The 24,732-nt window shown below is 60.3% G+C and carries 24 protein-coding genes and 1 pseudogene; 7 read left to right on the top strand and 18 right to left on the bottom strand.

What is annotated here, in order from left to right; genetic code table 11:
• Window positions 1–22: 22 nt before the first annotated feature.
• Both ppk1 and hemB read right to left on the bottom strand, forming a co-directional pair.
• Window positions 23–2,245, bottom strand: a complete 2,223-nt coding sequence (ppk1, locus tag ASC74_RS01735) for a polyphosphate kinase 1 (protein ID WP_056738771.1) — start codon at window positions 2,243–2,245, stop codon at window positions 23–25.
• Between the two features lie 18 nt (window positions 2,246–2,263).
• A complete protein-coding gene (hemB, locus tag ASC74_RS01730) occupies window positions 2,264–3,277 on the bottom strand; it encodes a porphobilinogen synthase (protein WP_008150323.1) in 1,014 nt (337 codons plus the stop codon).
• 208 nt (window positions 3,278–3,485) lie between these two features.
• On the opposite strand from hemB, the gene ASC74_RS01725 reads away from it, so the two are divergent.
• The gene (locus tag ASC74_RS01725) at window positions 3,486–4,109 is read left to right on the top strand and encodes a DedA family protein (protein WP_056738769.1); all 624 of its coding nucleotides are present in this window, start codon (window positions 3,486–3,488) and stop codon (window positions 4,107–4,109) included.
• Here the strand turns inward: ASC74_RS01725 and ASC74_RS01720 are convergent.
• Entirely contained in the window at window positions 4,090–5,325 is a 1,236-nt protein-coding gene (locus ASC74_RS01720; protein WP_056738767.1) for a sterol desaturase family protein, read from the bottom strand. The genes ASC74_RS01725 and ASC74_RS01720 overlap by 20 nt on opposite strands.
• A gap of 115 nt (window positions 5,326–5,440) precedes the next feature.
• Here ASC74_RS01720 and elbB point away from each other — a divergent pair, with 115 nt between their 5' ends.
• Window positions 5,441–6,109, top strand: a complete 669-nt coding sequence (gene elbB, locus ASC74_RS01715; protein ID WP_033060653.1) for an isoprenoid biosynthesis glyoxalase ElbB — start codon at window positions 5,441–5,443, stop codon at window positions 6,107–6,109.
• A gap of 132 nt (window positions 6,110–6,241) precedes the next feature.
• Here elbB and ASC74_RS01710 read toward each other — a convergent pair whose 3' ends face one another.
• The 5 genes from ASC74_RS01710 to ASC74_RS01690 form a co-directional block, all read right to left on the bottom strand.
• A complete protein-coding gene (locus ASC74_RS01710; RefSeq protein WP_033060654.1) occupies window positions 6,242–6,697 on the bottom strand; it encodes a YaiI/YqxD family protein in 456 nt (151 codons plus the stop codon).
• A 27-nt stretch (window positions 6,698–6,724) separates the two neighbouring features.
• Window positions 6,725–8,623, bottom strand: a complete 1,899-nt coding sequence (locus ASC74_RS01705; protein WP_056738765.1) for a cytochrome c/FTR1 family iron permease — start codon at window positions 8,621–8,623, stop codon at window positions 6,725–6,727.
• 150 nt (window positions 8,624–8,773) lie between these two features.
• Entirely contained in the window at window positions 8,774–9,406 is a 633-nt protein-coding gene (locus ASC74_RS01700) for a LysE family transporter (protein ID WP_033060657.1), read from the bottom strand.
• A gap of 233 nt (window positions 9,407–9,639) precedes the next feature.
• Window positions 9,640–10,221 carry a mechanosensitive ion channel family protein gene (locus ASC74_RS01695; protein ID WP_056738763.1) on the bottom strand — a complete coding sequence of 194 codons (582 nt, stop codon included), beginning with the start codon at window positions 10,219–10,221 and terminating at the stop codon, window positions 9,640–9,642.
• Window positions 10,221–12,131, bottom strand: a complete 1,911-nt coding sequence (locus ASC74_RS01690) for an ATP-binding cassette domain-containing protein (protein ID WP_056738760.1) — start codon at window positions 12,129–12,131, stop codon at window positions 10,221–10,223. The genes ASC74_RS01695 and ASC74_RS01690 overlap by 1 nt, the downstream gene beginning before the upstream one ends.
• A 50-nt stretch (window positions 12,132–12,181) precedes the next feature.
• Between ASC74_RS01690 and ASC74_RS01685 the strand changes: the two genes are divergently transcribed.
• Window positions 12,182–12,646 (top strand): TIGR02444 family protein, encoded by a 465-nt coding sequence (locus tag ASC74_RS01685; protein WP_056738757.1) that lies wholly within the window; start codon window positions 12,182–12,184, stop codon window positions 12,644–12,646.
• Here the strand turns inward: ASC74_RS01685 and ASC74_RS31910 are convergent.
• The gene (locus ASC74_RS31910) at window positions 12,643–13,755 is read right to left on the bottom strand and encodes an AlgP family protein (protein ID WP_082555746.1); all 1,113 of its coding nucleotides are present in this window, start codon (window positions 13,753–13,755) and stop codon (window positions 12,643–12,645) included. The genes ASC74_RS01685 and ASC74_RS31910 overlap by 4 nt on opposite strands.
• Window positions 13,756–13,947: 192 nt before the next feature.
• On the opposite strand from ASC74_RS31910, the gene ASC74_RS01670 reads away from it, so the two are divergent.
• On the top strand, window positions 13,948–14,613 hold the full coding sequence (locus ASC74_RS01670; protein WP_056738753.1) for an FKBP-type peptidyl-prolyl cis-trans isomerase: 666 nt from the start codon (window positions 13,948–13,950) through the stop codon (window positions 14,611–14,613).
• Between the two features lie 63 nt (window positions 14,614–14,676).
• Here the strand turns inward: ASC74_RS01670 and ASC74_RS01665 are convergent, their stop codons facing one another.
• From ASC74_RS01665 to ASC74_RS32510, 8 genes and pseudogenes are all read right to left on the bottom strand, one after another.
• A complete protein-coding gene (locus ASC74_RS01665) occupies window positions 14,677–15,135 on the bottom strand; it encodes an Rsd/AlgQ family anti-sigma factor (RefSeq protein ID WP_046045098.1) in 459 nt (152 codons plus the stop codon).
• Window positions 15,136–15,314: 179 nt separating this feature from the next.
• Window positions 15,315–15,866: a disulfide bond formation protein B gene (locus ASC74_RS01660; RefSeq protein WP_056738750.1), complete on the bottom strand. Its 552-nt coding sequence runs from the start codon at window positions 15,864–15,866 to the stop codon at window positions 15,315–15,317.
• 229 nt (window positions 15,867–16,095) lie between these two features.
• On the bottom strand, window positions 16,096–17,334 hold the full coding sequence (locus ASC74_RS01655; RefSeq protein ID WP_056738748.1) for a heme biosynthesis protein HemY: 1,239 nt from the start codon (window positions 17,332–17,334) through the stop codon (window positions 16,096–16,098).
• Window positions 17,331–18,485, bottom strand: coding sequence for a uroporphyrinogen-III C-methyltransferase (locus ASC74_RS01650; protein ID WP_056738745.1), 1,155 nt, complete (start codon window positions 18,483–18,485; stop codon window positions 17,331–17,333). Before ASC74_RS01650 ends, ASC74_RS01655 begins: the two co-directional genes overlap by 4 nt.
• Before the next feature lie 16 nt (window positions 18,486–18,501).
• Window positions 18,502–19,269, bottom strand: a complete 768-nt coding sequence (locus ASC74_RS01645) for a uroporphyrinogen-III synthase (RefSeq protein ID WP_056738743.1) — start codon at window positions 19,267–19,269, stop codon at window positions 18,502–18,504.
• A complete protein-coding gene (gene hemC / locus ASC74_RS01640) occupies window positions 19,266–20,207 on the bottom strand; it encodes a hydroxymethylbilane synthase (protein WP_056738742.1) in 942 nt (313 codons plus the stop codon). Before hemC ends, ASC74_RS01645 begins: the two co-directional genes overlap by 4 nt.
• 137 nt (window positions 20,208–20,344) lie before the next feature.
• A complete protein-coding gene (locus ASC74_RS01635; RefSeq protein WP_008150278.1) occupies window positions 20,345–21,091 on the bottom strand; it encodes a LytR/AlgR family response regulator transcription factor in 747 nt (248 codons plus the stop codon).
• Window positions 21,088–21,407 (bottom strand): annotated as a pseudogene (locus ASC74_RS32510) (sensor histidine kinase); the annotation flags it as partial. The pseudogene ASC74_RS32510 and the gene ASC74_RS01635, both read right to left, overlap by 4 nt.
• A gap of 143 nt (window positions 21,408–21,550) precedes the next feature.
• Here ASC74_RS32510 and argH point away from each other — a divergent pair.
• Complete coding sequence (argH, locus tag ASC74_RS01630; protein ID WP_046045092.1) at window positions 21,551–22,945, top strand: argininosuccinate lyase; 1,395 nt, start codon at window positions 21,551–21,553, stop codon at window positions 22,943–22,945.
• A gap of 102 nt (window positions 22,946–23,047) precedes the next feature.
• On the opposite strand, the gene ASC74_RS01625 is transcribed toward argH, so the two are convergent.
• Complete coding sequence (locus ASC74_RS01625; RefSeq protein WP_056738740.1) at window positions 23,048–23,707, bottom strand: glutathione S-transferase family protein; 660 nt, start codon at window positions 23,705–23,707, stop codon at window positions 23,048–23,050.
• A gap of 124 nt (window positions 23,708–23,831) precedes the next feature.
• Between ASC74_RS01625 and ASC74_RS01620 the strand changes: the two genes are divergently transcribed.
• Together ASC74_RS01620 and ASC74_RS01615 are read left to right on the top strand one after the other, a co-directional pair.
• Window positions 23,832–24,128: a hypothetical protein gene (locus ASC74_RS01620; protein ID WP_056738738.1), complete on the top strand. Its 297-nt coding sequence runs from the start codon at window positions 23,832–23,834 to the stop codon at window positions 24,126–24,128.
• A gap of 215 nt (window positions 24,129–24,343) precedes the next feature.
• Window positions 24,344–24,589: a TIGR02647 family protein gene (locus ASC74_RS01615; RefSeq protein ID WP_008150272.1), complete on the top strand. Its 246-nt coding sequence runs from the start codon at window positions 24,344–24,346 to the stop codon at window positions 24,587–24,589.
• Window positions 24,590–24,732 lie beyond the last annotated feature (143 nt).

Genomic DNA, 24,732 nt, shown 5'->3' with positions numbered 1-24,732 from the left:
CCGCTCCCACAGGTTTTGCGCGTTAGCGAACTGCGAGAATCGGGCTACCCAAACGCTCCAGCAAAGTCGCCTGGGCGCTACGCGGGTTCTGGTTGCCGGTCGGCGTGTTGCGGATGTAACGGCCGTCCGCCTGCAGGCTCCAGCTGTGGGTGTTATCGGTGAGATAAAGTTCCAGCTCTTTCTTGACCCGCAAGATCAGCTTCTTGCCCTCGACCGGGAAGCAAGTCTCGACGCGCTTGTCGAGGTTGCGCTCCATCCAGTCGGCGCTGGACAGGAACATCTGCTCTTCGCCGCCATTGAGGAAGTAGAAGACCCGGGTGTGCTCCAGAAAGCGCCCGATGATCGAGCGCACGTGGATGTTGTGCGAAACCCCGGCAATGCCCGGACGCAGGCAGCACATGCCGCGCACCACCAGATCAATACGCACCCCGGACTGACTGGCCTTGTACAGCGCGCGGATGATTTTCGGATCGGTCAGCGAGTTGAACTTGGCGATGATGTGCGCCGGTTTGCCGTCGAGGGCGAACTGGGTTTCGCGGGCAATCATGTCGAGCATGCCCTTCTTCAACGTGAACGGCGCGTGCAGCAGCTTCTTCATGCGCAAGGTTTTACCCATGCCGATCAGCTGGCTGAACAGTTTGCCGACGTCTTCGCACAAGGCATCGTCGGACGTCAGCAGGCTGTAGTCGGTGTACAGACGGGCGTTGGCCGCGTGGTAGTTGCCGGTACCCAAGTGGGCATAACGGACAATCTCGCCGGCCTCGCGACGCAAGATCAGCATCATCTTGGCGTGGGTCTTGAAGCCGACCACGCCGTAGATCACCACCGCACCGGCCGCTTGCAGACGGCTGGCCAGTTGCAGGTTGGACTCTTCGTCGAACCGCGCACGCAGCTCGATCACCGCAGTGACTTCCTTGCCATTACGCGCCGCATCGACCAGCGCATCGACGATTTCCGAGTTGGCACCTGAGCGGTACAGGGTCTGACGGACCGCCAATACATGCGGGTCCTTGGCAGCCTGGCGCAGCAGGTCGACCACCGGAGTGAAGGACTCGAACGGGTGCAGCAACAGGATGTCCTGCTTGCTGATCACGCTGAAGATGTTCTCGCTGTTTTGCAGCAGTTTCGGGATCTGCGGGGTGAACGGCGTGTATTGCAGCGCCCGCTGACTGTCCAGACCGGTGATGCTGAACAAGCGGGTCAGGTTGACCGGACCGTTGACCTGATACAGCTCGGTCTCGTGCAGGTTGAACTGCTTGAGCAAGTAGTCGGACAGGTGTTTCGGGCACGTGTCGGCGACTTCCAGACGCACCGCGTCACCGTAGCGACGGGAGAACAACTCGCCGCGCAGGGCGCGGGCCAGGTCTTCTACATCTTCGGTGTCGACAGCGAGGTCGGCGTTTCGGGTCAGACGGAACTGGTAGCAGCCCTTGACCTTCATGCCCTGGAACAGGTCATCGGCGTGCGCGTGGATCATCGACGACAGGAACACGTAGTTGTCGCCAGAGCCGCCCACTTCTTCCGGCAACTTGATGACCCGCGGCAGCAGACGTGGCGCCGGGATGATCGCCAGACCGGAATCGCGGCCAAAGGCATCGATACCTTCGAGCTCGACGATGAAGTTCAGGCTCTTGTTCACCAGCAACGGGAACGGGTGCGTCGGGTCGAGGCCGATCGGGGTAATGATCGGCGCGATTTCGTCGCGGAAATAGCGGCGCACCCAGGTTTTGATCTTGGTGGTCCAGTGACGCCGGCGGATGAAGCGGACCTGATGCTTTTCCAGTTCCGGCAACAGGATGTCGTTGAGGATCGCGTACTGGCGGTCGACGTGACCGTGCACCAGTTCGCTGATGCGGGCCAGGGCCTGGTGCGGTTGCAGGCCATCGGCGCCGGCCTGTTCACGGGCGAAGGTGATCTGCTTCTTCAGGCCGGCTACACGAATCTCGAAGAACTCGTCCAGGTTGCTGGAGAAGATCAGCAGAAACTTCAGCCGCTCCAGCAACGGGTAGGACTCATCCAGCGCCTGCTCCAGCACGCGGATGTTGAACTGCAGTTGCGAGAGCTCGCGATGGATGTACAGGCTGCTGTCATCCAGGCCGGGAATGGCAATCGCCGGCGCCGCTATTGCGGGCTCGGCCACCACCGCGGGAGGAGCAGGCTCCAGTTCCGGCGGGGTTTCGGCGATTTGCTCCACCACAGGTTGAGCATCTTTTACGGCAACTTCAGTGAGTACTTCGGTATTCATCGAATGTTCCTGGGAGGGCTATTTTTGCTCTCGTAACAGTTGAGCAGCACGGACGGCAAAGTAAGTCAGGATGCCATCAGCGCCTGCACGTTTAAAAGCGGTCAGGGATTCGAGGATAACCCCTTCGCTCAACCAGCCATTCTGGATCGCCGCCATGTGCATGGCGTATTCACCGCTGACCTGATAAACAAAGGTCGGCACTTTAAATTCTTCTTTGACCCGGTAGAGGATGTCCAGATACGGCATGCCTGGCTTGACCATGACCATGTCCGCGCCTTCTGACAAGTCCGCCGCCACTTCGTGCAGGGCTTCGTTGCTGTTGGCCGGGTCCATCTGATAGGAAGCCTTGTTGGCCTTGCCCAGGTTCAGCGCCGAACCGACCGCATCGCGGAACGGGCCGTAATAGGCGCTGGCGTACTTCGCCGAGTAGGCCATGATCCGCACGTTGACGTGATCGGCCAGTTCCAGCGCTTCGCGGATCGCCTGGATGCGACCGTCCATCATGTCTGACGGGGCCACCACCTGAGCGCCGGCTTCGGCGTGGGACAGCGCCTGCTTGACCAGTGCGTCGACGGTGATGTCGTTCTGCACGTAGCCTTCTTCGTCGAGGATACCGTCCTGACCGTGGGTAGTGAACGGGTCCAGGGCGACGTCAGTGATCACACCCAGTTCAGGGAATTGCGCACGCAACGCACGGGTGGCGCGCTGGGCAATCCCGTTCGGGTTCCAGGCTTCAGCGGCGTCCAGAGACTTGAGCTCCGGCGGCGTCACCGGGAACAACGCCAAGGCCGGAATCCCCAACTCGACCCACTTGGCCGCTTCTTCAAGCAACAGATCGATGGTCAGGCGCTCGACGCCTGGCATCGACGCCACCGCTTCGCGACGGTTTTCACCGTCCAGCACGAACACCGGCAGGATCAGATCGTCGACGGTCAGAACGTTTTCACGGACCAGTCGACGCGAAAAATCATCACGGCGATTGCGACGCAGGCGGGTTGCTGGAAACAGACGGTTGGCGGGGGTAAAGCTCACGGCAGACTCCTGAGCCCGCGCTGGCGGGCGAGCGTGACAGTTATAAGCGGCCATTATGACGAAGGTATTACAGTTGTGTGCACCCCTGTGACAGGTAGTCGCATTCCATTGTCCTTGTAGGAAATGTTCACGTCGAGACACATTTGGACACTTTCATGAATGTTCCCGAAGGGTTAGGCTGCGCGTTCATTTCGCCAGCATCCAGACAATGCTCCAACAATTTCTTCAGGAATTCGGCTACTTCGCCCTCTTTCTCGGCACGTTTTTCGAAGGCGAAACCATTCTGGTGCTCGCAGGCTTCCTCGCGTTCCGCGGATACATGGACCTCAAAGTGGTCATGATCGTGGCGTTCCTCGGCAGTTATGCCGGCGATCAGCTGTGGTATTTCCTGGGGCGCAAGCACGGCCGCAAGTTGCTGGCACGCAAACCGCGTTGGCAGATGATGGGCGATCGGGCGCTGGAACATATCCGCAAGCACCCGGACATCTGGGTGCTGAGCTTCCGGTTTGTCTATGGCCTGCGCACGGTGATGCCGGTGGCGATCGGCCTGTCGGGCTATCCGCCAGGACGTTATCTGCTGCTCAACGGGATTGGTGCCGCGATCTGGGCCGCCGCGCTGGCTGCCGCCGCCTATCACTTCGGCGCGGTGCTCGAAGGCCTGCTCGGCAGCGTCAAGAAGTACGAGCTGTGGGTGCTCGGCGCCCTGCTGATACTGGGCTTTTGCCTATGGTTGCGCCGTCGCCTCAAGAACGCCCGTCTGGCGAAGAAGATCTACGCCGACGAGCAGGCTGAACGGGCCAAATCTGTCGAGACTAAGACGCCAGTCGAGTGAAACGGTTTCTGCAACAGTAGAGACCGATACCACTGAGCAGGCTGTAACTCAGCAGGCCGACCCAGCCTGCCGCGCTGGCCGGCCATAGCCCAACGACCGGTGCCAGCCACACCAACGGCACATTCGACGCCAGGCGCAGCAGCTCCAGCTTCAGCGCCCACGGGCGATTCTCCAGGGCCACGCCCAACGTAAACAAACCCAGCGCCACGGCACTCCAGCCGAGTACCAGCGCGGCGGTTGGCAAACTCTGCTCCAGGTTCATCAAGTAGCTGCCTAGCGCGATGTAGACGCAAAACTGCAACACGACGTAAAGCTGCTGACGCCCATCCAGCCGCACCTCGAATTTACGGAACTGACTCAGGTCTGGTTTGTTCATCGGGTACTTGGCCGCCACGTCCGCCGGCCGCCAACCAGTGCGCATGAACCAGATGCGCAGCTTGTCCCATTTACTTTGTGCACGCCGTGCGTCATCCCACAGCTGCGCGTAGAACTGCACGTTCGCCCACAAAGGATTCCAGCTCGCCAGCGGCGTGGTCACGCCGAAAATCACCGGTTCGTTGTCGTCTTCTTCCTGGAACGAGCCGAATAGACGGTCCCAAATAATGAACACCCCGCCGTAGTTGCGATCCATGTAGAGAGCGTTCTGTGCATGGTGAGCCCGATGATTGGACGGCGTGACGAAGAACCACTCGAACCAGCCGAGCTTGGGAATGTGTTTGGTATGCACCCAGAATTGGTACAGCAAGTTCAGCGAGGCGACGCTGATGAACACCAGCAGCGGCACGCCGAGCACGGCCATCGGCAGATAGAAAATCCAGCTCAACAGGAAGCCGGTACTGGTCTGGCGCAGCGCCGTAGACAGGTTGTAATCCTCGCTCTGGTGATGCACCGAATGCGCCGCCCAGAGGATGTTGCGTTCGTGGCCCATGCGATGCAGCCAGTAGTAGCAGAAGTCGTAGAGGACAAAGGCGAAAACCCAGACCCAAACGCTGCCAGCCGAGAGTTCGAACAGCGCCAGGTGCTTGAGGGCAAACGCATACGTCACCAGGCCGACGCCTTTGGTCAACAGCCCGGTGGTGGTCGACAGCACGCCGGTGCTCATGCTGTTGATCGCGTCAGCCACGCGATAATTGCTCACTCCGCGCCAACGGTCGGCTAGCAGTTCGACGGCAATCAGCACAAAGAAAAACGGCACCGCATACAGAATGAAGTCCATGACGCGCCCTGATCGGAATCTTGAGGACAGATCCTAGGTGTAGCCGCGAATTAACCCTATGGCAACGAGTGACAAATTAGTGGACATTTAACGCCATGAATCTGGAGAAAAGCCCATGAGCAAAAAAATTGCAGTGATCCTATCCGGCTGTGGCGTGTACGACGGCGCCGAGATCCACGAAAGCGTGATCACCCTGCTGCGTCTGGACCAGCGGGGTGCTCAGGTGCAGTGTTTCGCACCGAACATCGCGCAGCTGCACGTGATCAATCACCTGACCGGCGAAGAAATGCCCGAGTCGCGCAACGTACTGGTGGAGTCGGCGCGGATCGCTCGAGGCAACATCAAGGATATCCGCGAAGCGGACGTGGAAGACTTCGATGCGCTGATTGTTCCGGGTGGTTTCGGGGCGGCCAAGAACCTGTCGAACTTCGCCGTCGAAGGCGCCGGCTGCACCGTGCAACCGGAAGTCCTGGCGTTGGCTGAAGCCTTTGCCGAGGCCGGCAAACCAGTCGGGCTGATCTGCATCTCGCCGGCGCTCGCAGCGAAGATCTATGGACCGGGCGTGACCTGCACCATCGGCAACGACGCCGATACTGCCGCCGCCATGAACAAGATGGGCGCTACACACGCCGACTGCGCGGTAACTGACATCGTTGAAGACAAAGCACGCAAACTGGTCAGCACCCCGGCTTACATGCTGGCGCAATCGATCAGCGAAGCGGCGTCAGGCATCAACAAACTGGTCGACCGCGTTCTGGAACTGACCCACGAAAACGACGCCTGACACAGTTCAAATGTGGGAGCGGGCTTGCTCGCGAAGGCGGAGTGTCAGTCGACATCAATGTTGAATGTCAGGGCCTCTTCGCGAGCAAGTCGAATCGTCGCACCGCCGCTCCCACATTGATCCGAGCTCGGCTCAGGCTTTGCGGGAAAGCCGCGTGAGGATCCGGTCCAGCGCATTGGCAAACGCCTGCTTCTCGCGCTCGCCAAACGGCGCTGGCCCGCCGCTCATCTGCCCCTGTTCACGCAAATCGGTGAACAGGTTACGCACCGCCAACCGATCGCCCATGTTCTGCGCATCGAACTCTTTGCCCCGTGGATCCAGCGCCGCAACGCCCTTTTTCACCAGTCGGTCGGCCAGCGGCACATCGCTGCAGATCACCAATTCGCCGGGGACCGCGTATTCCACCAGGTAGTCGTCGGCGGCATCCGGACCACTTGGCACCACGATCAACTTCACCAGGGCCAAACCCGGTTTGATCTGCGGCTGTCCGGCCACCAGCACCACTTCGAACTGGCGCTTGAGGGCGAACTTCACCACCAGATCCTTGGCCGCCCGGGGGCAGGCGTCGGCATCGATCCAGACACGCATGTTTTTACCTCTTGAGGATCACTCGGATCAGGAAACCGGCACCCGCCGCTTCTCAGCCAGCCGACTACGGCTATACAGCACGATGATCGCGATAATCGCCACCGCCTGCGCACTCAGCGAATACGCATCAGCGTGGATCCCCAGCCAGTCGAAGTCAAAGAACGGCACCGGCCGGGTGCCGAAAATCCCGGCTTCCTGCAACGCCTTCACGCCATGCCCGGCAAACACCACGGACAACGCGCACAACAGACCGGCGTTGATACTGAAGAACAGCGACAGCGGCAGCTTCGCCGAGCCACGCAGAATCACCCAAGCCAGACCCACCAACAACACCAACGCCGTCGCGCCACCAGCCAACACCGCGTTATGGCCCGCCGGACCTGCCTGCAGCCACAAGGTCTCGTAGAACAAAATCACTTCAAACAGCTCGCGATACACCGAGAAGAACGCCAGCGTCGCAAACCCGAAGCGCCCACCGTCGCCCACCAGGTTGCTCTTGATGTAATCCTGCCAGGCCGCCGCGTGACGACGGTCGTGCATCCACACGCCGAGCCAGAGCACCATGACGGCGGCAAACAACGCCGTCGCACCTTCCAGCAATTCGCGCTGCGAACCGCTGACATCGATCACGTACGCCGCCAGCGCCCAAGTCCCGAGACCGGCCAGCAGCGCCAGCCCCCAGCCGACGTTGACGCTGCGCACCGCCGATTGCTGGCCAGTATTGCGCAGGAACGCGAGAATCGCCGCGAGCACCAAAATCGCTTCCAGACCTTCGCGCAACAGAATCAACAAACCGGAGATGTAGCTCAGGGACCAACTCAAGCCATCGCTGCCCAGCAGACCGGCAGACGTCTTCAACTTGGTCTTGGCCGCATCCAGTCGTTCCTGAACCTGGGCCACCGGCAAACCGTCCTGCAACGACTGACGGTAAGCCATCAGCGATTTTTCAGTGTCTTTACGCACGTTGGCATCGACGTTATCCAGAGAACTTTCGACCAGTTCGAAACCCTCCAGATAAGCCGCCACCGACAGGTCATAAGCCTGATCGTGATCACCGGCACGGTAAGCGGCGATGCTCTTGTCCAGCGTTGCGGCGGTGTAGTCGAGCAACTGTGCCGGGCCACGCTTGACCTGCAGCGGTTGCGCTCGCTGCGCACGGAAGGTCGCCGCCGCTTGCGGCCCCTCGGCAACCTGCACTTCTGCGGGAGTCTGACGGGCCAGGTCGGCGATGTTGTAGGTCTTTTCAGATTTTGCAGCAGCCGGATCGGCGCTGAAGCTGGCGATGTAGGTCGCCAGGTCCCACCGCTGACGATCGTCCAGCTGATCGGCGAAGGCCGGCATGTCGGTGCCTTCGACACCGAGGCCCAAGGTGCTGTAGATCGCGTAGAGGCTCAGGTGATCCAACCGCGCCGCATCACGCAGATTGGACGGTGGCGGTATCAGACCAACACCCGCCGGGCCATCCCCGGCACCCGCGTCGCCGTGGCACACCGAACAATGCTGAGCGTACAACGGCGCACCACGGGTCGGATCCGGCGTAATGATCGGCGCCTGGCTGACTTCATAGGTCACCGCCAGTTTGGCGCCGAGTTGCCGTGCCTGACGGCCGACGTCCGCGCCGTCCTGACGCGCAGTGATCGCGTTGCGCAGCGTGCTGACGCCCTGATCCAGCCCGGCTTTTTCCGATTTGGCCGGCATCGCGGCGATCAAGCCTTGCAGCGCCTTGATGGAGTCCAGCTGCTGTTGGTATTCGGACTCATTAATGACCTTGCCCGCTTGCACCGTTCCCGGGTAATCCGCACCGATGTAATCGAGCAAATGCAGCGCTTGTGGCGCGCCTTCCACGGTGTCGGCCAGCAGGTTGAAACTGCACAGGGCGAACAACGGCAACATCAGCCAGGCCAGGAAACGGGACGGGGCAGTCATGAATGAATCTCAATTGGTAATACGAAGTAACACATTGTTCACTTCCAATGACTTTCACTCAAGCTTTGTTCGCATGCGCTGCTGGTTCTGTGCGGTTCCGGACATGAAAAAGGCGACCTCGAGGGTCGCCTTTTTTGCACCTGAGTGTGTTTAAACCACGGCTTTACGCAATGTCGCCATGAACGCCGCTGCACCGATGAACAGCCCGGCAAATGTGCGGTTCATGCGTCTCTGCTGCTTGGGCGTGCGCAACATCCGCAACACCTTCGATGCAAGCCCGGTGTAACCGGCCATGACGATCAGGTCGACGCAGATCATGGTCACACCGAGGATCAGGTACTGCGCCACCAGCGGTGCATGCGGATCAATGAATTGCGGCAGCACCGCGAGCATGAACACCAACGCCTTGGGGTTGCTGACGTTCACCAGGAAACCCCGGAACACCAGCGCCATCGGCTTGCCGATTTGCCGGACAGCCGCGTCGTCGCTCATGTCATTGGGCAGCGCGCGCCATTGCTTGACCGCCAGGTAAACCAGATAGGCCACGCCAAACCATTTGATCGCGTAGAAAGCGGAGGCCGACGCCGCGAGGATTGCACCGACACCCGCGGCGACAATCGCAATCTGTAGCGCCAGGCCCAGTTGCAGGCCCAGGGCATTCCAATAACCGCGCCAGAAACCGTATCGCAGACCGCTGGACATCGACGCAATGGCGCCGGCACCGGGAGACAGACTGATCACCCAGCAGGCGGCAAAAAACGCCAGCCATGTTTGAAGCACCATCGCACACCTCGACTCAGACTCGTGACAGACGTCTAAGCTAATGCGGCTTTGGGCCGATGACTACCGATTTTTTGCAGGACAGGGCGACGACCGACCAGCGTTTACAGCTGGAGGGCCCTTTCGCGAGCAGGCTCGCTCCCACATGGAATTTGTGAGCGCCACGGATCTACTGTGGGAGCGAGCCTGCTCCGGGCGGCGTTCCGACGAAAGCGATATGTCAGGCAACAGAAGGCTTATTTTTCGAAACCGTTGGAAGGGAATACATCGCTGCCGCGCCAGCGTCGAACCGAGCGCTGGAAGAACAGGCTGTTGGGCACTTGCACCATGGCGCTGCCGGTACCGAGTTCTTCAGCTTCGATCAGCGTGGTATAGAGCAGATTGATCGCAACGACCCGGCCTTTGACGCCGGGCTTGTCGGTGGTGTCCACCAACTCGACCACGTCGCCGAGGCGGAACGGGCCGACGGTGAAGATCAGGATTGCGCACAACAGATTCGAGAGCACGCTCCACATGGCGAAGAACGCCACGGCCGCTACCGCGACAAACCCGGACAACGCGGTCCAGAGCACCGTCGCCGACACCCCGAGGCGTTCCAGCACGAAGATCAGCGCGCTGCCCATGATCAGCCAGCGCAGACCACCGCGCAGCGGCATCAGCAGCTGTGGTGGAAACGGGTAGCGCTCACCCAGGCGAGTCAGGCATTTAGCGACGAAGCGTTGAGCGAAGTAACCCGCCAACAGGATCAGCAGGATTTGCACGACGAACCAAATTGGCTCGCCCCACACAGCCGGCAGCGGCAGCGTGAAGGCTTCCATCAGGACAGCGCCTCCAGCTCCGCCTGCATGCTTTCAAGCAGTTCCAGCGCTTCCATCCAGGCTTCTTCCAGCTCAGCTTCACGGACCTTCAGCTTGGTCTGTTCGGCCAGCAGATCACGCAAATCGTTCTTGCGCGCCGGCTCGTAAATGTCGCTGTCGCCGAGGCTGGTATCGATCTTCGCCAGTTTCTCGTGCAGCTTGCCCAGCTCGGCTTCGAGCTTGTCAGCCTCGCGCTTGTGCGGTGCCAGTTGCTGACGCAACGCGGCCGCCGCCTGGCGCTGGGCCTTCTTGTCGGTCTTGTCCGGATTGACCGGCGTATTGTTGACCGGGGCGTTGCGCTGGCGGTAGTCCACCAGCCAACGGGTGTAGTCTTCCAGGTCGCCGTCGAATTCCTCGACCTTGCCGTCCGCCACCAGATAAAAATTATCGGTGGTGCTTTTGAGCAAATGACGATCGTGGGAGACCACCAGTACCGCGCCGCTGAATTCCTGAAGGGCCATGGTCAGCGCCAGGCGCATTTCCAGGTCCAGGTGGTTGGTCGGTTCGTCGAGCAGCAACAGGTTCGGCCGGCCCCAGGCGATCAACGCCAGCGCCAGGCGGGCCTTTTCGCCACCGGAGAAGTTCAGCACCGGCTCATCGATCCGCGCACCGCGGAAGTCGAAACCACCGAGGAAGTCGCGCAGGGTCTGCTCGCGCTCGGTCGGCGCCAGGCGCTGCATGTGCAGCAACGGGCTGGCCTTGGAGTCGAGCGAGTCCAGTTGATGCTGGGCGAAGTAGCCGACGACGGTGTTCTCGCCACGGGTCAGGCGGCCGGACAACGGCTCGAGTTCACCGGCAAGGTTTTTGATCAGGGTCGATTTGCCGGCACCGTTCGGGCCCAGCAAACCGATCCGCGCACCGGGGGTCAGTTGCAGCTTGACCTTCTCCAGCACGGCCCGCTCGCCGTAACCCAGTCGGGCGTCGGAGAGGTCAATCAACGGGCTGGAGATTTTTACTGATTCGCGGAAAACGAAATCGAATGGCGAATCGACGTGGGCGGCGGACAGCTCTTCCATCCGCTCCAGCGCCTTGATCCGGCTCTGGGCCTGACGGGCCTTGGTGGCCTGGGCCTTGAAGCGGGCAATGTAGCTTTCCATGTGCGCACGTTGCGCCTGCTGCTTCTCGTAGGCCTGCTGTTGCTGGGCCAGACGTTCGGCACGGGCGCGTTCGAAGGCGCTGTAGCCACCGCGATACAGGGTGATCTTGCGCTGATCGACGTGGGCCACGTGATCGACCACGGCATCGAGGAAGTCCCGGTCGTGGGAAATCAGCATCAAGGTGCCGGGGTAGCTTTTGAGCCATTCTTCGAGCCAGATGATGGCGTCGAGGTCCAAGTGGTTGGTCGGTTCGTCGAGCAACAACAAGTCCGAGGGGCACATCAAAGCCTGCGCCAGGTTCAGACGCATCCGCCAACCACCAGAGAAATCTCCTACCTGGCGATCCATCTGTTCATTGGTGAACCCAAGGCCGGCCAGCAGCTTTCGGGCCCGGGCGTCGGCGGTGTAACCGTCGGCGCTGTCGAGTTCCGAGTGCAGGCGGGCCTGAGCGGTACCGTCATGGGCCGCTTCGGCTGCGGCGAGGTCGCGTTGCACCTCGCGCAGGCGCAGGTCGCCATCGAGCACATAGTCGACCGCCACGCGATCGAGGGTGTCGATCTCCTGGCGCATGTGGGCGATGCGCCAGTCCGCCGGCAAGAAGCAATCACCCGAGTCCGGGTGCAGGTCACCCAGAAGCAAGGCGAACAGGCTCGATTTGCCGGCGCCGTTGGCACCGATGAGGCCGGCTTTGTGGCCGGCGTGCAGGGTCAGCTCAGCGTCTTCTAGCAGACGTTGAGGGCCACGCTGTAAAGTCAGGTTCTGAAGTCGAATCATAATGGCGGCGGAGTCTACCAGCTTCGCTCGCAACTGGCGCGAGTAGCACTATGTCCTCTGACCTGTGGAGCTTTTCCCTTAGTACTTACGCCCGTCCCGGCGTTGAACCCGCCTGCCTGAAATTGCAGTCGTCGGGTATCAATGTGTGCTTGCTGCTCTGCGGGCTGTGGCTGGCAGAACGTGGCGTCGCCTGTAACGAACACCGATTGCAGCAACTGCGTAGCGTGGCCGAGCCGTGGGACGCAGACGTGGTGCGCCCGCTGCGAGCCTTGCGGGTGAATTGGAAAGTCGTTGCCGCCGACGATGGCGAACTGAATGCGTTGCGCGAGCAAGTGAAGGCACTCGAACTGGAAGCCGAGCGACATCTGTTGGTGCGACTGGAACGATCGGCACTGAGTTGGCCGCAGGGTGAGGCGACCGATCTATCGGCCTGGCTGGAAGGTGTAACGGCAGGCGCCGTCCACCTGGACCGCGACGCGCTGCATCAGCTGCGCGTCGCGGTAAGCAGCACTTAAGAAGCGCTGGTTGGGGTGGTTGCTGCGATCGATGCGGCGGCCGGCGTTGGCGCTGGCGTGGCTGTCGAGGTGGCTGCTGCTAAAGCAGACGTTGCTGCCGGAGCCGGGTTGGCTGGCCTGGCAACTGGCGCGGCGGCCGGCTTGGCGGCAACCGGTTTTTTCACTGCTGGTTTTGCAGCTGGCTTGGCGGCTGGTTTTGCAGCCGGTTTGGCAGCGGCAGGTTTGGCTGCTGGTTTCGCTGCGGCAGGTTTTGCAGCAGCAGTTTTGGCAGCCGGTTTGGCTGCAGCTTTTGCCGCTGGTTTTGCAGCTGGCTTGGCAGCAGTTTTAGTCGCGACTGATTTCGCGGCAGGCTTGGCAGCAGGTTTCGCAGCGGCAGTTCTAGCCGTTGGTTTTGCGGCCGGTTTGGCAGCTGGTTTAGCCGCTGCAGTTTTCGCCACCGCCGGTTTAGCAGCAGCGGTTCTTGCAGCCGGTTTAGCGGCAGCTGTTTTGGCAGCGGCTGGCTTGGCGGCAGGTTTGGCGGCGGCTGTTTTTGCAGCCGGTTTTGCAGCGCTAGCAGCGACTGGTTTTTTTGCCGCAGGTTTAGCGGCAGGTTTTGCTGCGGCTTTCACCGGTGCTTTGGCAGCCGGTTTGGTGGCAGACTTGACCGGTGCTTTTGCAGCAGCCGGTTTGGCAGCGGCTTTCTTGGCAGGAGCCGCAGCAGGCTTGGCCGAACGCAGGGACAACGCCTTGCCGACAGCCTCTTGTACACGACCGACGCCCTGGGCCAGTTTCAGGCTTTCTTGAGCATCGCGCTTGAGTTGCAGAATGTAGCTGCGAGTTTCGGATTGACGATCCTTGAGGGCATCGAGCAAGTCCTCAAGCTCCTTCACTGCGCCCTTGGCTTTGGCTTGTGCCTTGGCCTTGCCGGCCGCCGCAGCGTCCTGCAATTTGGTACGGGACTTGTGCAGTTTTTCTTGCGCTTTTCCGCGTTGCTTTTCCAGTTTGGCGAGCAGTTTTTCAGCATCAGCCAAGGCTTGGGAACAAGCGTTTTCCAGATGCTCGAGCAAGCTGCCCGAGAGTTGTTGGAGTAAGTGCAACGGAGTATTTACAGGCTTCTTGGTGGCCGACATGGTTTACCTCCTGGCTGACGTGGGTGCGGCTCATACTAGACCTCTGCTGCTACCGCCGCTAGGGCATGTTGACAGTATCCAAAGCGCGACGTTGCAACGGATTGAAATTCTTCTGCGCCTGCGTAAAACCAGTTCACCGTCGAGCGCATTCACACTGGCATAATCCCCCGCATCTCAGGTCGGAGAGTGCCCATGTCGCGCTACCTTTTTTTATCACTGTGCGTGTTTTTTTCCGTGGCCCAGGCCGCCGAAAAATCCAAAGAAAATGACACTCATGATCTCTCTTACAGCCTGGGCGCAAGCCTCGGCGAACGCCTGCGCCTGGAGGTTCCCGATCTGCAACTTCAGGCGCTGATCGAAGGCTTGCAACAAGCCTATCAAGGCAAACCCCTGGCGCTGAAAGATGAGCAGATCGAACAAATTCTTGCCGAGCACGAAGCCCAGGTCGCCTTGCAGCCGAGCACGCCGCAAAGTGAAATCGCCCTCGAAAAAGAGCAGGCTTTTCTCGCCAAGGAAAAAGCCAGACCGGGCGTTCGTGAACTGGCCGATGGAATATTGCTAACGGAGTTGGCGCCAGGCACGGGTGCCAAAGCTGGCCCCAACGGCAAAGTCCAGGTGCTGTATATCGGTCGCCTTCCCGACGGCACGGTGTTCGATCAGAATAGTCAGCCGCAGTGGTTCAGTCTCGACAGCGTGATCAGCGGATGGCGCAGTGCGTTGCAGCAAATGCCGGTCGGTGCGAAATGGCGCCTGGTGATTCCATCGGCCGAAGCCTATGGCGCCGAGGGTGCCGGCGACCTGATTGCGCCGTTCACACCGCTGGTATTCGAAGTTGAATTGCGCGGTGCCACCAGCTGAATACCGGAAACGAAAAACGGCGCGCATAGCGCACCGTTTTTGGAGGTCTTGCAGGAAGGAGGTTCAAGCCTGAACCGAATCCTCTTCCTTGTGAGCGGTGTGCAGCACTTCGATCAGGCAGTCTTCCAGTTCGAAGCGTTCGTGCAACAGGCCACCCAGCTCTTTGAATTTCTCTGCCACGCATTGACCTGCATCACACAGGTCATTGAACGCTAGCAGCTTCTCGGTGATGACATCGATACGAGGGTAGATGGTCTCGGCCAACTCGAGCCCGCGAGTATCACCAAACGCTTTGGCTTCGCCGGTCAGCTGTTCGTAGATCTCGAAGTGCCCGGCAGACACGTAATCGACCAGCACGCCGCAGAATTCCTGCAACGGCTTGCGGTTCTCACCCAACGCCTCAGGCTTGGCGCCGAGAGCATCATAGGCCCGAACCAGTTCGTGACGCTCCTGCAACCAGCGATCGATCAGCAGATGCACTCCACCCCAACGTTCCTGAGCATTCTGACAACTTTCGAGCATGGTGATCTCTCTTCCCTTGTGGGTCATGCTGCCCTACACCCGTCGCCACACTTGAAGGTCAAGTATCGGCCAGGCAGAGCGTCATTCGAGCAACATAATTCCAATGACACGTGCGGGCCAGATTATGCCCGCGCGACAATGGCTTCAAGGTACGCAGGAGATAAAGTTCATACAAGTGTTTAATCACCCGCCAGCGCCCGGTGCGACGAACCGCCGCTGAGCGGTCGCAGACAGGCTTTCCAGACAACGCGCAGCAGCTGATAAATTCCCAGAATTGTCATTGCCATGAAGAACAGCAGACTCCATTCAGGAATACTCAGGTCGAACAGTGTCCAGGAAATCTCCGCGCACTCGGCCTCCCCTTTAAACATCTGCGTGGCCTGACACAACCAAGGCATATCCTCGTACTGAACTGCCAGATTGGGCGAGCACGTCAACAGCTGATGCATGGGATCGCTCTGCAGCAATACCTGCCGCCACGCCGTGACCGTACCCGCCAGACTGCAAAACAGCCCGAGCATCCAATACAGGAAAGACCCGAAGCGGCCCGGCCCATGCACCGAAGCCGCCAGACAGATGCCTGTGAGCAACGCGAGGCAAAAGCGCTGCAACAGGCACAACCCGCAAGGCTTGAGGCCGACCGCATATTCCAGGTAATAGGACACGCCCAGGGCCAGGGCACCTGCAATGAAAGCCATGAAAAACAAGGAGCGTGAGCAGGCCAAAGACATGGCATTTCCGTAACAGTAGAGACAGGCGGTTACGGTAGAGGAAAGCGCTGCAGCCTTTCAAGGCAGGTCAGCGGGGACACTTCAACAGAAGTGTAGGGAAATCCCGACAGGAACGAGAGGATTAGGTGTAGTCCTCTGTAGGACTCAGCCATTGACGGACTACAAAGGTAAAATTCCGGCAGTTTGCAGGCAACGGGATCGCTCCTTCGAGCGACCCGTCGTCCACTCTTCAAGCGTGAACAGGAACCGGCAACGGTGCCGCCAGCAAGCGCTCGTCCAACAAGCCCAAGCCCTCCTGGAACAGCTGATTGCTGCGTTCTGTGTCGCCCAGCTGCGCCAGCAGCCGCGCCAGTTCCGCGCAGGCTTCCGGGTTGCGCTGCACTCGCAGGCTGCTCTCCAGATAGTCCCGGGCCTTGCCCCAAAGGCTGCTTTGCAGACACAAGCGCCCCAAGGTCAGCAACAGACTTGGGTCGGCCGGATGTTCCTTGAGCCAACTCTCGGCGGTGTGCAGTTGACGTGCCGGATCGCTACCGCGAACGAGTCCGTAGAGGCGCGCCAGATGACTGTCGTAGTTGCGCTTGAGCGCCGTTCGCAGGATCTCTTCGGCCTCGATCTGAGCACCCAGCTGCCGAAGTTGCTCGGCATAAGCGAGCACCAGTTGCGGCTCTTGACGCTGCGCTGAGGTCAGCTGCTGCCAGGCGCGATTAAGCGATTGCAAGCCGACCGTCCCGTCTTCTTCCTGATGCGCCGCCAGGGACAGGTTCTCACCCCAGGCCCGGCGTTCCAGTTCGGCCAGTTCGGCCGACGGCAGGACCTTGTCCTTGCGCAGCTCCGGCAGCAGACGAATCACCGCCGACCAGTCGCCCCGCTGTTGGTGCAAGCGCTGCAACTGGCGCAGGGTCTGGACGTTATGAGGATGACGCTCGTGCATGGCTTGCAGGGTCACCAGGGCGCCTTCGGTATCGCCGCGGTCAGTCTGTAATTGAGCGTGGCTGAGGGCAATCGCCAGCTCTGCCTGGGGTTGTCGCTCAAGAGCGCGCTCCAGCAGGTTGTCGCTTTCCTCGTAATGACCTTGTTCGTTCGCGGCCCGGGCAGCGCCGAGGTAGTAAAGCAACGGCTGGCGCTCGGCTTCCGCAGCCCGATGCAGATGGCGCTGCGCACTGGCCCAGCGACCTTCGGCCAGATCCAGCTGACCGTGTTCAATCGCCACCTGCACCCGGCGACTGCGATTGCGCCGCGACCAGGGATTGACCACGCCGCTGGAGGTCGTCACCAATTCGATCAACGCCTTGATGCCACAGAACACCAGCCACAGCACGGCGACCAACGCCAGGGTTGCCCACAGGCTCGACTCATAGCGAAAGCTTTTGTAGGCGATCAGCACGTAACCGGAATGCTCGGCAATCGCCAGACCGAGCGCGGCAGCCGCAGCGATCACCAGGAACACGATCACATAGAGGCGTTTCATGGCGTCATCTCCTGAGCGGTGTCCGCAGCAGGTTTGGCCATCGGTTTGATCGAGTCCTCGGCGTTGACATTACGCCGCTCCAGATACCCCTGAACCGCACTCAGCGTGCCGGTCAGGTCTGGCGTGACGACGGTGACCGGTTGCTTGCTCAACTCGCCAACCTGCTCAAGCATCACTTTGCTCTGAGGGTTGTCCGGGTTGAAGTTGCCCTTGAGCACGTCCCGCGCCTCGGCAAGCGCCTGGGTATAAACCGCGGACTGGCCATTGAGCGCGGCCCATTGCGCCTGCTCCAGTGCCAGGCTCAGGGCCAGGCGCACCTGGCTCAGGCTCTGCCCGGTCAGCAACGGACGCACATTCTTGTCGGCATTGAAGTCAATGCGGATGTAGCGCGAGACCTGATCCCACCATTGCGCCCAGCGACTGGCGCCGTCGCCATCGGCGGTGAGACCCAACAGGGATTCGCCACGGTCCTTGTACTCAGGTGCCAGCTCGGTGAGGCTGATCACCTGATCGCGTAGCGCTCCCAGTCGCAGGAACAGACCGGTGCGATCCGGCTGTTGGGTGCTACGCAATGCCACCAGCGTTTTGGCCACTTGCTCGCGAGCGGCAAAAGAGCCCGGGTCGTTCTGTTCGCGCAGAATTTCATCGGCGCCCTGCACCAAAGCCTGGGCACTGCTGATGTCCTGCAACGCGGAAAGACGCAGGCTGGCCAGACGCAGCAGGTGCTCGGCCTCGGCCAGACGCCAATCCTTGCGACTGGCGCCGAGAACCGTTTCCAGACGTTGATTCAAACGTTGCTGATCGCCTTGAAGTTGAGTAACCAAACGACTGCGCGCGTCGAGCTCGGCAGCGGCAGGCATTTGTTCCAGGCGAGCAGTCAGGCGTTGCTCATTGAGCTTCAGGTCCTGCGCCTGATCGTTCAATGCCTGGACTTGACTCAACTGCAGTTGAGTATTGGCTTGCAGGTGACGCACCTGCCAGACTCCCCAACCGCCGACCGCGACACCGGCTGCGCCCAGCAACAGCGCGACGATTGCCAGCCCATTGCCTCGGCGCTGCACTGCTGCAGGTGGCCCGGTTTCAACCGGTGCTTCAACCGGTGCATCGAGCACTGGCTTGACGTCATCTTTAGGCAAGGCTGTTTCGCTCACGTATCCATCCTTTGCATTAGAGAACGGGTCCGGGATGCTCCCGTAACGCCGTCAGCAAGGCCGCGGCACTGGCGCCACGACAATCCACAACTGTTTGGGCCCCGGCGGCACGTGCCAGCTCGGCGACCCTGGGGCTTGGAACAAACAACGGCAACCGCGCCAATTGCGGCCAGGCATCGCCGGCCAATTGATGCAGGTGCTCAAAACCCTGTCCACTGCTGACCACCAGCCCGTTCAAGCGTTCCGCTTCGATCCGGTCAGGCAGCGCTGCCGGCGGGTAGTGCGGCAGGTCGCGGCGGTACAACTCCAGATACTCGACACTAGCACCAAGCTCGCGCAAACGCTCAGCCAGCAACTCGCGCCCGCCCTCCCCGCGCATGATCAGCACACGTGGACCGGGCCGCGCGATTGCCTCGCGCAACTGAGGAAGTTCAAGCAAGGCTTCGCTGTCATCGCCATCCACCGGAAAGCGGATGTCCAACCCGCGATCCTCGAGGATCTGCGCGGTGGCTGCGCCCACACTGAACCACTTCAAACGAGGGGGTTGCGGCCGATACCGGTCGAGCAGATCCACAGCAATTCTGGCGGCAGGCTTGCTGACCACGATCACCGCGCAATAGCGATCCAGTCCCTGAATCACCTCGCGCATTGTGTCAGAGACAGAAATCGGCTCGATCTCCAAAAGCGGCAAACTGCTGCTGAAAATCCCCTTTTCAGCCAAAAGACTGCTCAGCGCCGCCGACTCATCCGCGGGACGCGTCAGCAGCAGGCGCCAGCCCGTCACTCGTGACCTGCCTCGCCGTAGACTGCTTTCAGAATGTCGTTGGCGCCTTGACTCAGCAGGTCTTCAGCCACTTGCACGCCCAGGGCTTCGGCGTCGCTGCGTGGCGCACGAGCCTCGGCGCTGAGCAGCAGACCGCCGTTCGGATCACCGACAAGACCACGCAACCAGATCTGCTCGCCTTCAAGCACGGCATAGCAGGCGATCGGCACTTGGCAGCCACCATTCAGATGTTTGTTGAGAGCACGTTCGGCGGTCACGCGGATCGCAGTGTCCTGGTGATGCAGCGGTGCCAACAGCGCGTGAATTTCGCTGTCGACGCTGCGGCATTCGATACCCACCGCGCCTTGGCCACCGGCCGGCAGACTGTCGTCGACGCTGATGGCCGAGGTGATGCGATCTTCAAAGCCGAGACGAATCAGGCCGGCGGCGGCGAGGATAATGGCGTCGTATTCGCCGGCATCGAGCTTGGCCAGGCGCGTGTTGACGTTGCCGCGCAGGAAGCGAATTTCCAGGTCCGGACGACGGGTCAGCAACTGGGCCTGACGGCGCAGGCTGGAGGTGCCGACGATGCTGCCTTGCGGCAATTCGTCCAGGCTGGCGTAGGTATTGGAAACGAAGGCATCACGCGGGTCTTCTCGCTCGCAGATGCAAAACAGGCCGAGGCCTTCAGGAAAGTCCATCGGCACGTCTTTCATCGAGTGCACGGCGATGTCGGCTTCGTTTTCCAGCAGCGCGGTTTCCAGTTCTTTGACGAACAGGCCCTTGCCGCCGATTTTCGACAGTGGCGAGTCGAGCAATTTGTCACCGCGACTGACCATGGGCACCAACGTCACGAGCAGACCTGGATGGGCCTCTTCCAGACGGGCTTTGACGTATTCGGCCTGCCACAGGGCGAGTGCACTTTTACGGGTGGCGATGCGGATTTCGCGAGAGGACATGGATCAATCCGTACTGAATAGATACGGCGGATAATAACAGCTCAGCCAAATCCACTTTGACTTGTATCAGAAAACGCGTGGCCTCCCTGGCCTCAGACGTCCAGCAATCGGGATGAAACCCGCCCGTAAATGGCGGATTAAAGCTGTTGCATCATCTTGCGCACGCCGGCCACATGCCGTCGGCTGACGATCAGGGCGTCGCCGTTCAAGCCTTTGAGGAACAGCTGAAAATGCCCCAGAGGCGTGCGTTGCAGGCGTTCGATGCGCTCGCGAGCGACCAGCGCGTTGCGGTGGATTCGCACGAAGCGGTCGCCAAATTCATCTTCAAGGGCCTTGAGCGGCTCATCCAGCAGCACTTCGCCACCTTCGTGGCGCAAGGTCACGTATTTGTGATCCGCAATGAAGTAGACCACCTGACCCAACGGGATCAGTTCGATACCTTTACGGGTACGGGCGCTGATGTGGCTGCGCGGGCCGCTGCCACTTTCGGCGGCGGGACGGGTCAAGGCAGCGAGCTGGACACGATTGGGTCGCTCGGCTTTTTTCAATGCGTCATGTAAATGTTCAGTTCGCACAGGCTTCACCAGATAGCCCACGGCGCTGGCCTGCAGGGCTTCCACGGCAAATTCATCGGGCCCGGTGCAAAACACCACGGCGGGCGGGGTTTCGCGTTCGCACAATCGTGCAGCCACTTGCAGGCCATCGAGGCCTGGCATGCCGATATCGAGCAGCACGATATCCGGTTTGTGGCTGTCGATCAGTGCCAACGCCTCATCGCCGTTCGTGGCGCTAGGCTCCAGGACACTGTATCCCTCGAGTTCGCCAACCATTCGGCTCAGGCGCTCGCGGGCAAGGGGTTCGTCATCAACGATCAGGACATTCATATTGCGCTGGATTCCTGCGTGAGTCTCGCACAAGGATAGCGTAGACAGGTGAAGTGACGTCCGTCACCGCGATCCACGCTAAGACTAGCGCGAGGGCCAAAAAGTGCCGCCCGACCGACGGCTAAATTTTCATCTGTCGTGCGTTTGGCGGCCCACGCCCGCGTTGGCGAGGCATCGCCGTAGGGTTTGTTGATACACAATATGAACACCCCCTCTTCTTATAGTCAGCTGCAGCGTCTGGAAGTGCGCTGATCCTACTGTCCAACTGTAGACGGTTGCCGGCACGATATTGCTCAATTGAAAAATATCGTTGCGCAAATCCCCTCGGCATTGACTCGAGTATGGACCGCCGCCTGAGAAAAAAACGTATCGACCAGTGTCAGCGACAGGATTGGCAACCCTGTTATTATCCGCGACAGCTTTCTACGCCATCTTTCTTCAGCCGACACGAGCGAATTCATGAGCACTGACAAGACCAATCAGTCCTGGGGCGGCCGCTTCAGTGAACCCGTCGACGCCTTCGTCGCCCGCTTCACCGCCTCCGTCACTTTCGACCAGCGCCTGTATCGCCACGACATCATGGGCTCGATCGCTCACGCCACGATGCTGGCCAAGGTCGGTGTGCTGACCGATGCCGAGCGCGACAGCATCACCGATGGCCTGAAGACCATCCAGGGTGAAATCGAGGCCGGCCAGTTCGACTGGCGCATCGACCTCGAAGACGTGCACATGAACATCGAGGCGCGTCTGACCGACCGCATCGGCGTCACCGGTAAAAAGCTGCACACCGGCCGCAGCCGTAACGACCAGGTCGCCACCGACATCCGCCTGTGGCTGCGTGACGAGATCGACCTGATCCTGAGCGAAATCACCCGCCTGCAACAAGGCTTGCTGGAGCAGGCCGAGCGCGAAGCCGGCAGCATCATGCCGGGCTTCACTCACCTGCAAACCGCGCAGCCGGTGACCTTCGGGCATCACATGCTGGCCTGGTTCGAAATGCTCAGCCGCGACTACGAGCGCCTGGTCGACTGCCGCAAGCGTACCAACCGCATGCCGCTGGGCAGCGCCGCACTGGCCGGCACCACCTACCCGATCGACCGCGAATTCACCGCCCAACTGTTGGGCTTCGACGCCGTGGGCGGCAACTCACTGGACAACGTGTCCGATCGCGACTTCGCCATCGAGTTCTGCTCGGCCGCGAGCATCGCGATGATGCACCTGTCGCGCTTCTCCGAAGAGCTGGTGCTGTGGACCAGCGCGCAGTTCCAGTTCATCGATCTGCCGGACCGTTTCTGCACCGGCAGCTCGATCATGCCGCAAAAGAAAAACCCGGACGTTCCAGAGCTGGTGCGTGGCAAGACCGGCCGCGTATTCGGCGCACTGATGGGCCTGCTGACCCTGATGAAAGGCCAACCACTGGCCTACAACAAGGACAACCAGGAAGATAAAGAGCCGCTGTTCGACGCCGCCGACACATTGCGCGACTCGCTGCGGGCCTTTGCCGACATGATCCCGGCGATCAAACCCAAGCACGCGATGATGCGTGAAGCAGCCCTGCGCGGTTTCTCCACCGCCACCGACCTGGCCGACTACCTGGTTCGCCGCGGTCTGCCGTTCCGTGACTGTCACGAAATCGTTGGCCATGCCGTGAAGTACGGCGTGGAAAGCGGTAAAGACCTGGCGGAAATGAGCCTGGAAGAGCTGCGCAAGTTCAGCGACCAGATCGATCAGGACGTGTTTGCCGTGCTGACCCTGGAAGGCTCGGTGAATGCCCGTGACCATATCGGCGGGACTGCACCGGCACAGGTCAAGAAGGCTGTGGCTCGCGGCCAGGCATTGCTCGCCAGCCGTTAAACCGCCAAGAGCTTCGCGAGCAAGCCCGCTCCCACATTTGGAATGCGTTCCCCTGTGGGAGCGAGCCTGCTCGCGAAAGCGGTCTTGAAGACGCTGTAAAACCTACTTCTTGCCGGCAACCATCGCCAAAAATGCTGGCATTGCCGCATCCTTGTCCACCGCAATCCGCTGCACATTCGGATTTTGCCCCAGACGCTCCAGCAGCGCCTTGGCCGCCGGCATCTCAGCCAGCAAATCCAGGTCAAACAGCTTCTGCGCCACCGCACAGGCCAGCGGCACGCTGTAGAGGAAATACAAATCCGCAATGCTCAGGCTGTCACCTGCCACATAAGGGGCGAACTTGCCGTGCCTGCCCAGTGAGGCAAACCCCAGCAGCAACTCGGCTTTGGTCTTGTCCTTGATCGCATCCGGCACCGTCATGCCGAAAAATGCTTCGCCGTAGCAGGCTCGCCCCGGCAATTCGATGTACAGCTCGATTTCCTTGGCCAGCGCCAGGACCTGCGACCGCTCAAAGGGATCGCTCGGCAACAGCGGCGTGCCCTTCTGGCTTTGTTCGAGGTACTCGAGAATCACACTGGTTTCGTTGATGAAACCCTGTTCGACACCCAGCACCGGTATCTTCCCACGCGGGCTGATGGCTAATGCCTCGGCGCTCGGCCCCGGGTAAAACAGTACCTCTTCAAACGGCAGTCCCTTCTCGAGCAGCGCCAGCTTGACCATGTTGTAGTAGTTGCTGACGGAGAATCCATAAAGCTTGAGCATCACATAGCCTCCAGGCCGTGCGGGGTTGGCAGGTGCCTTTTATAGAACGCCGCGACGTTTCTTGCCAGCAGCATCACAGCGCTGAATGCAGGTAAACTGGCCGCCTTAACTTGAGGAGCCTGCCATGAGCGAGCCAACCCCCGGCATCAACAACGACGACATCGACGAAGAAGAGTTCACCGAAAACACCCTGGTCGAAGCCATCGAAAACCAGATCGAAAGCGACAATCCGCCGGCCGCCAAGGCCACCTTCAACAAGCTGACATTGGTGGGTTACGAGCGAGAAGAAATCCTCAATCTGATGGCCCACGTTCTGGCGGTGGAAATCGACGCGATCCTCGAAGAAGACCGCGCGTTCAACACCGAATGGTACGAAGCTGCGTTGCGTGCATTGCCAGAGTTGCCGCCGGAAAAGAAATAAAATCAAAGATCGCACCTGTCGAAGGTTGCGATCTTTTTCATTTCAGACAACCGTTTCTCAGACCCTGACTACACTGTATCCACCCCGCTGCCGCACCACCCACCGGGGAATGCTTCCCAAGGTGAAAAAACCCTGTTGCGAGCACTGGACATGCCGCCCGAGTGGGATCACCTTAGGGACGCTGTCGTCCAATTCCTAGAAAGTCTGGAGTCCTTATGTCGCTTACCCCTGAGTTGGTTGCCGAACTGGAAATCCTCGCACTCTTCAACCTGGACAGTTCCCAGGAAGGTTTGAAAATTCATCAGACCGCTGCCCCGAAAGCCATTGCCGCCGCCCAACGCCTGTTCGACAAAGAACTGATCACTCAGCCCGATGGCGGTTATCTGACCAGCCTGGGTCGTGATGCAGCGCAAAATGTGCAAACCGTTCTGACCATTCTCAACGTCCGGGAAACTGCCTGAGCATTACCGTAGCGCCCACGGAAACCCCTGCTACGGGATTTCCGCGGGCTCACTCTGTTACCTGCCGTCACCCCGCGATAAAAATCTGACGCCAGAAAAAACAAAATCAGCCTAAAAGTCCTGGAGCCGAGGCGCTAAACTGC

It is taken from the genome of Pseudomonas sp. Root329 (assembly GCF_001424925.1).
GTDB lineage: Bacteria > Pseudomonadota > Gammaproteobacteria > Pseudomonadales > Pseudomonadaceae > Aquipseudomonas > Aquipseudomonas arabinosi.
Note: the sequence above shows the minus strand (reverse complement) of the source record. Positions and strands in the feature narration are given on the sequence as shown.

Bases quoted from the DNA above. Each gene is read 5' to 3' on its own strand.
- ASC74_RS01660 (WP_056738750.1), bottom strand. From the start codon at position 15,866: ATGTCTTTGGCCTGCTCACGCTCCTTGTTTTTCATGGCTTTCATTGCA.
- ASC74_RS01625 (WP_056738740.1), bottom strand. From the start codon at position 23,707: ATGCTCAAGCTTTATGGATTCTCCGTCAGCAACTACTACAACATGGTC.
- ASC74_RS01615 (WP_008150272.1), top strand. From the start codon at position 24,344: ATGTCGCTTACCCCTGAGTTGGTTGCCGAACTGGAAATCCTCGCACTC.
- ASC74_RS01710 (WP_033060654.1), bottom strand. From the start codon at position 6,697: ATGCGTGTCTGGATCGATGCCGACGCCTGCCCCCGGGCGGCCAAGGAT.
- argH (WP_046045092.1), top strand. From the start codon at position 21,551: ATGAGCACTGACAAGACCAATCAGTCCTGGGGCGGCCGCTTCAGTGAA.
- ASC74_RS01695 (WP_056738763.1), bottom strand. From the start codon at position 10,221: ATGGAAGCCTTCACGCTGCCGCTGCCGGCTGTGTGGGGCGAGCCAATT.
- ASC74_RS01720 (WP_056738767.1), bottom strand. From the start codon at position 5,325: ATGGACTTCATTCTGTATGCGGTGCCGTTTTTCTTTGTGCTGATTGCC.
- ASC74_RS31910 (WP_082555746.1), bottom strand. From the start codon at position 13,755: ATGTCGGCCACCAAGAAGCCTGTAAATACTCCGTTGCACTTACTCCAA.
- ASC74_RS01725 (WP_056738769.1), top strand. From the start codon at position 3,486: ATGCTCCAACAATTTCTTCAGGAATTCGGCTACTTCGCCCTCTTTCTC.
- ASC74_RS01700 (WP_033060657.1), bottom strand. From the start codon at position 9,406: ATGGTGCTTCAAACATGGCTGGCGTTTTTTGCCGCCTGCTGGGTGATC.
- ASC74_RS01635 (WP_008150278.1), bottom strand. From the start codon at position 21,091: ATGAATGTCCTGATCGTTGATGACGAACCCCTTGCCCGCGAGCGCCTG.
- ASC74_RS01620 (WP_056738738.1), top strand. From the start codon at position 23,832: ATGAGCGAGCCAACCCCCGGCATCAACAACGACGACATCGACGAAGAA.
- hemC (WP_056738742.1), bottom strand. From the start codon at position 20,207: ATGTCCTCTCGCGAAATCCGCATCGCCACCCGTAAAAGTGCACTCGCC.
- ppk1 (WP_056738771.1), bottom strand. From the start codon at position 2,245: ATGAATACCGAAGTACTCACTGAAGTTGCCGTAAAAGATGCTCAACCT.
- ASC74_RS01665 (WP_046045098.1), bottom strand. From the start codon at position 15,135: ATGCTCGAAAGTTGTCAGAATGCTCAGGAACGTTGGGGTGGAGTGCAT.
- ASC74_RS01690 (WP_056738760.1), bottom strand. From the start codon at position 12,131: ATGATTCGACTTCAGAACCTGACTTTACAGCGTGGCCCTCAACGTCTG.
- ASC74_RS01685 (WP_056738757.1), top strand. From the start codon at position 12,182: ATGTCCTCTGACCTGTGGAGCTTTTCCCTTAGTACTTACGCCCGTCCC.
- elbB (WP_033060653.1), top strand. From the start codon at position 5,441: ATGAGCAAAAAAATTGCAGTGATCCTATCCGGCTGTGGCGTGTACGAC.
- ASC74_RS01705 (WP_056738765.1), bottom strand. From the start codon at position 8,623: ATGACTGCCCCGTCCCGTTTCCTGGCCTGGCTGATGTTGCCGTTGTTC.
- ASC74_RS01670 (WP_056738753.1), top strand. From the start codon at position 13,948: ATGTCGCGCTACCTTTTTTTATCACTGTGCGTGTTTTTTTCCGTGGCC.
- ASC74_RS01655 (WP_056738748.1), bottom strand. From the start codon at position 17,334: ATGAAACGCCTCTATGTGATCGTGTTCCTGGTGATCGCTGCGGCTGCC.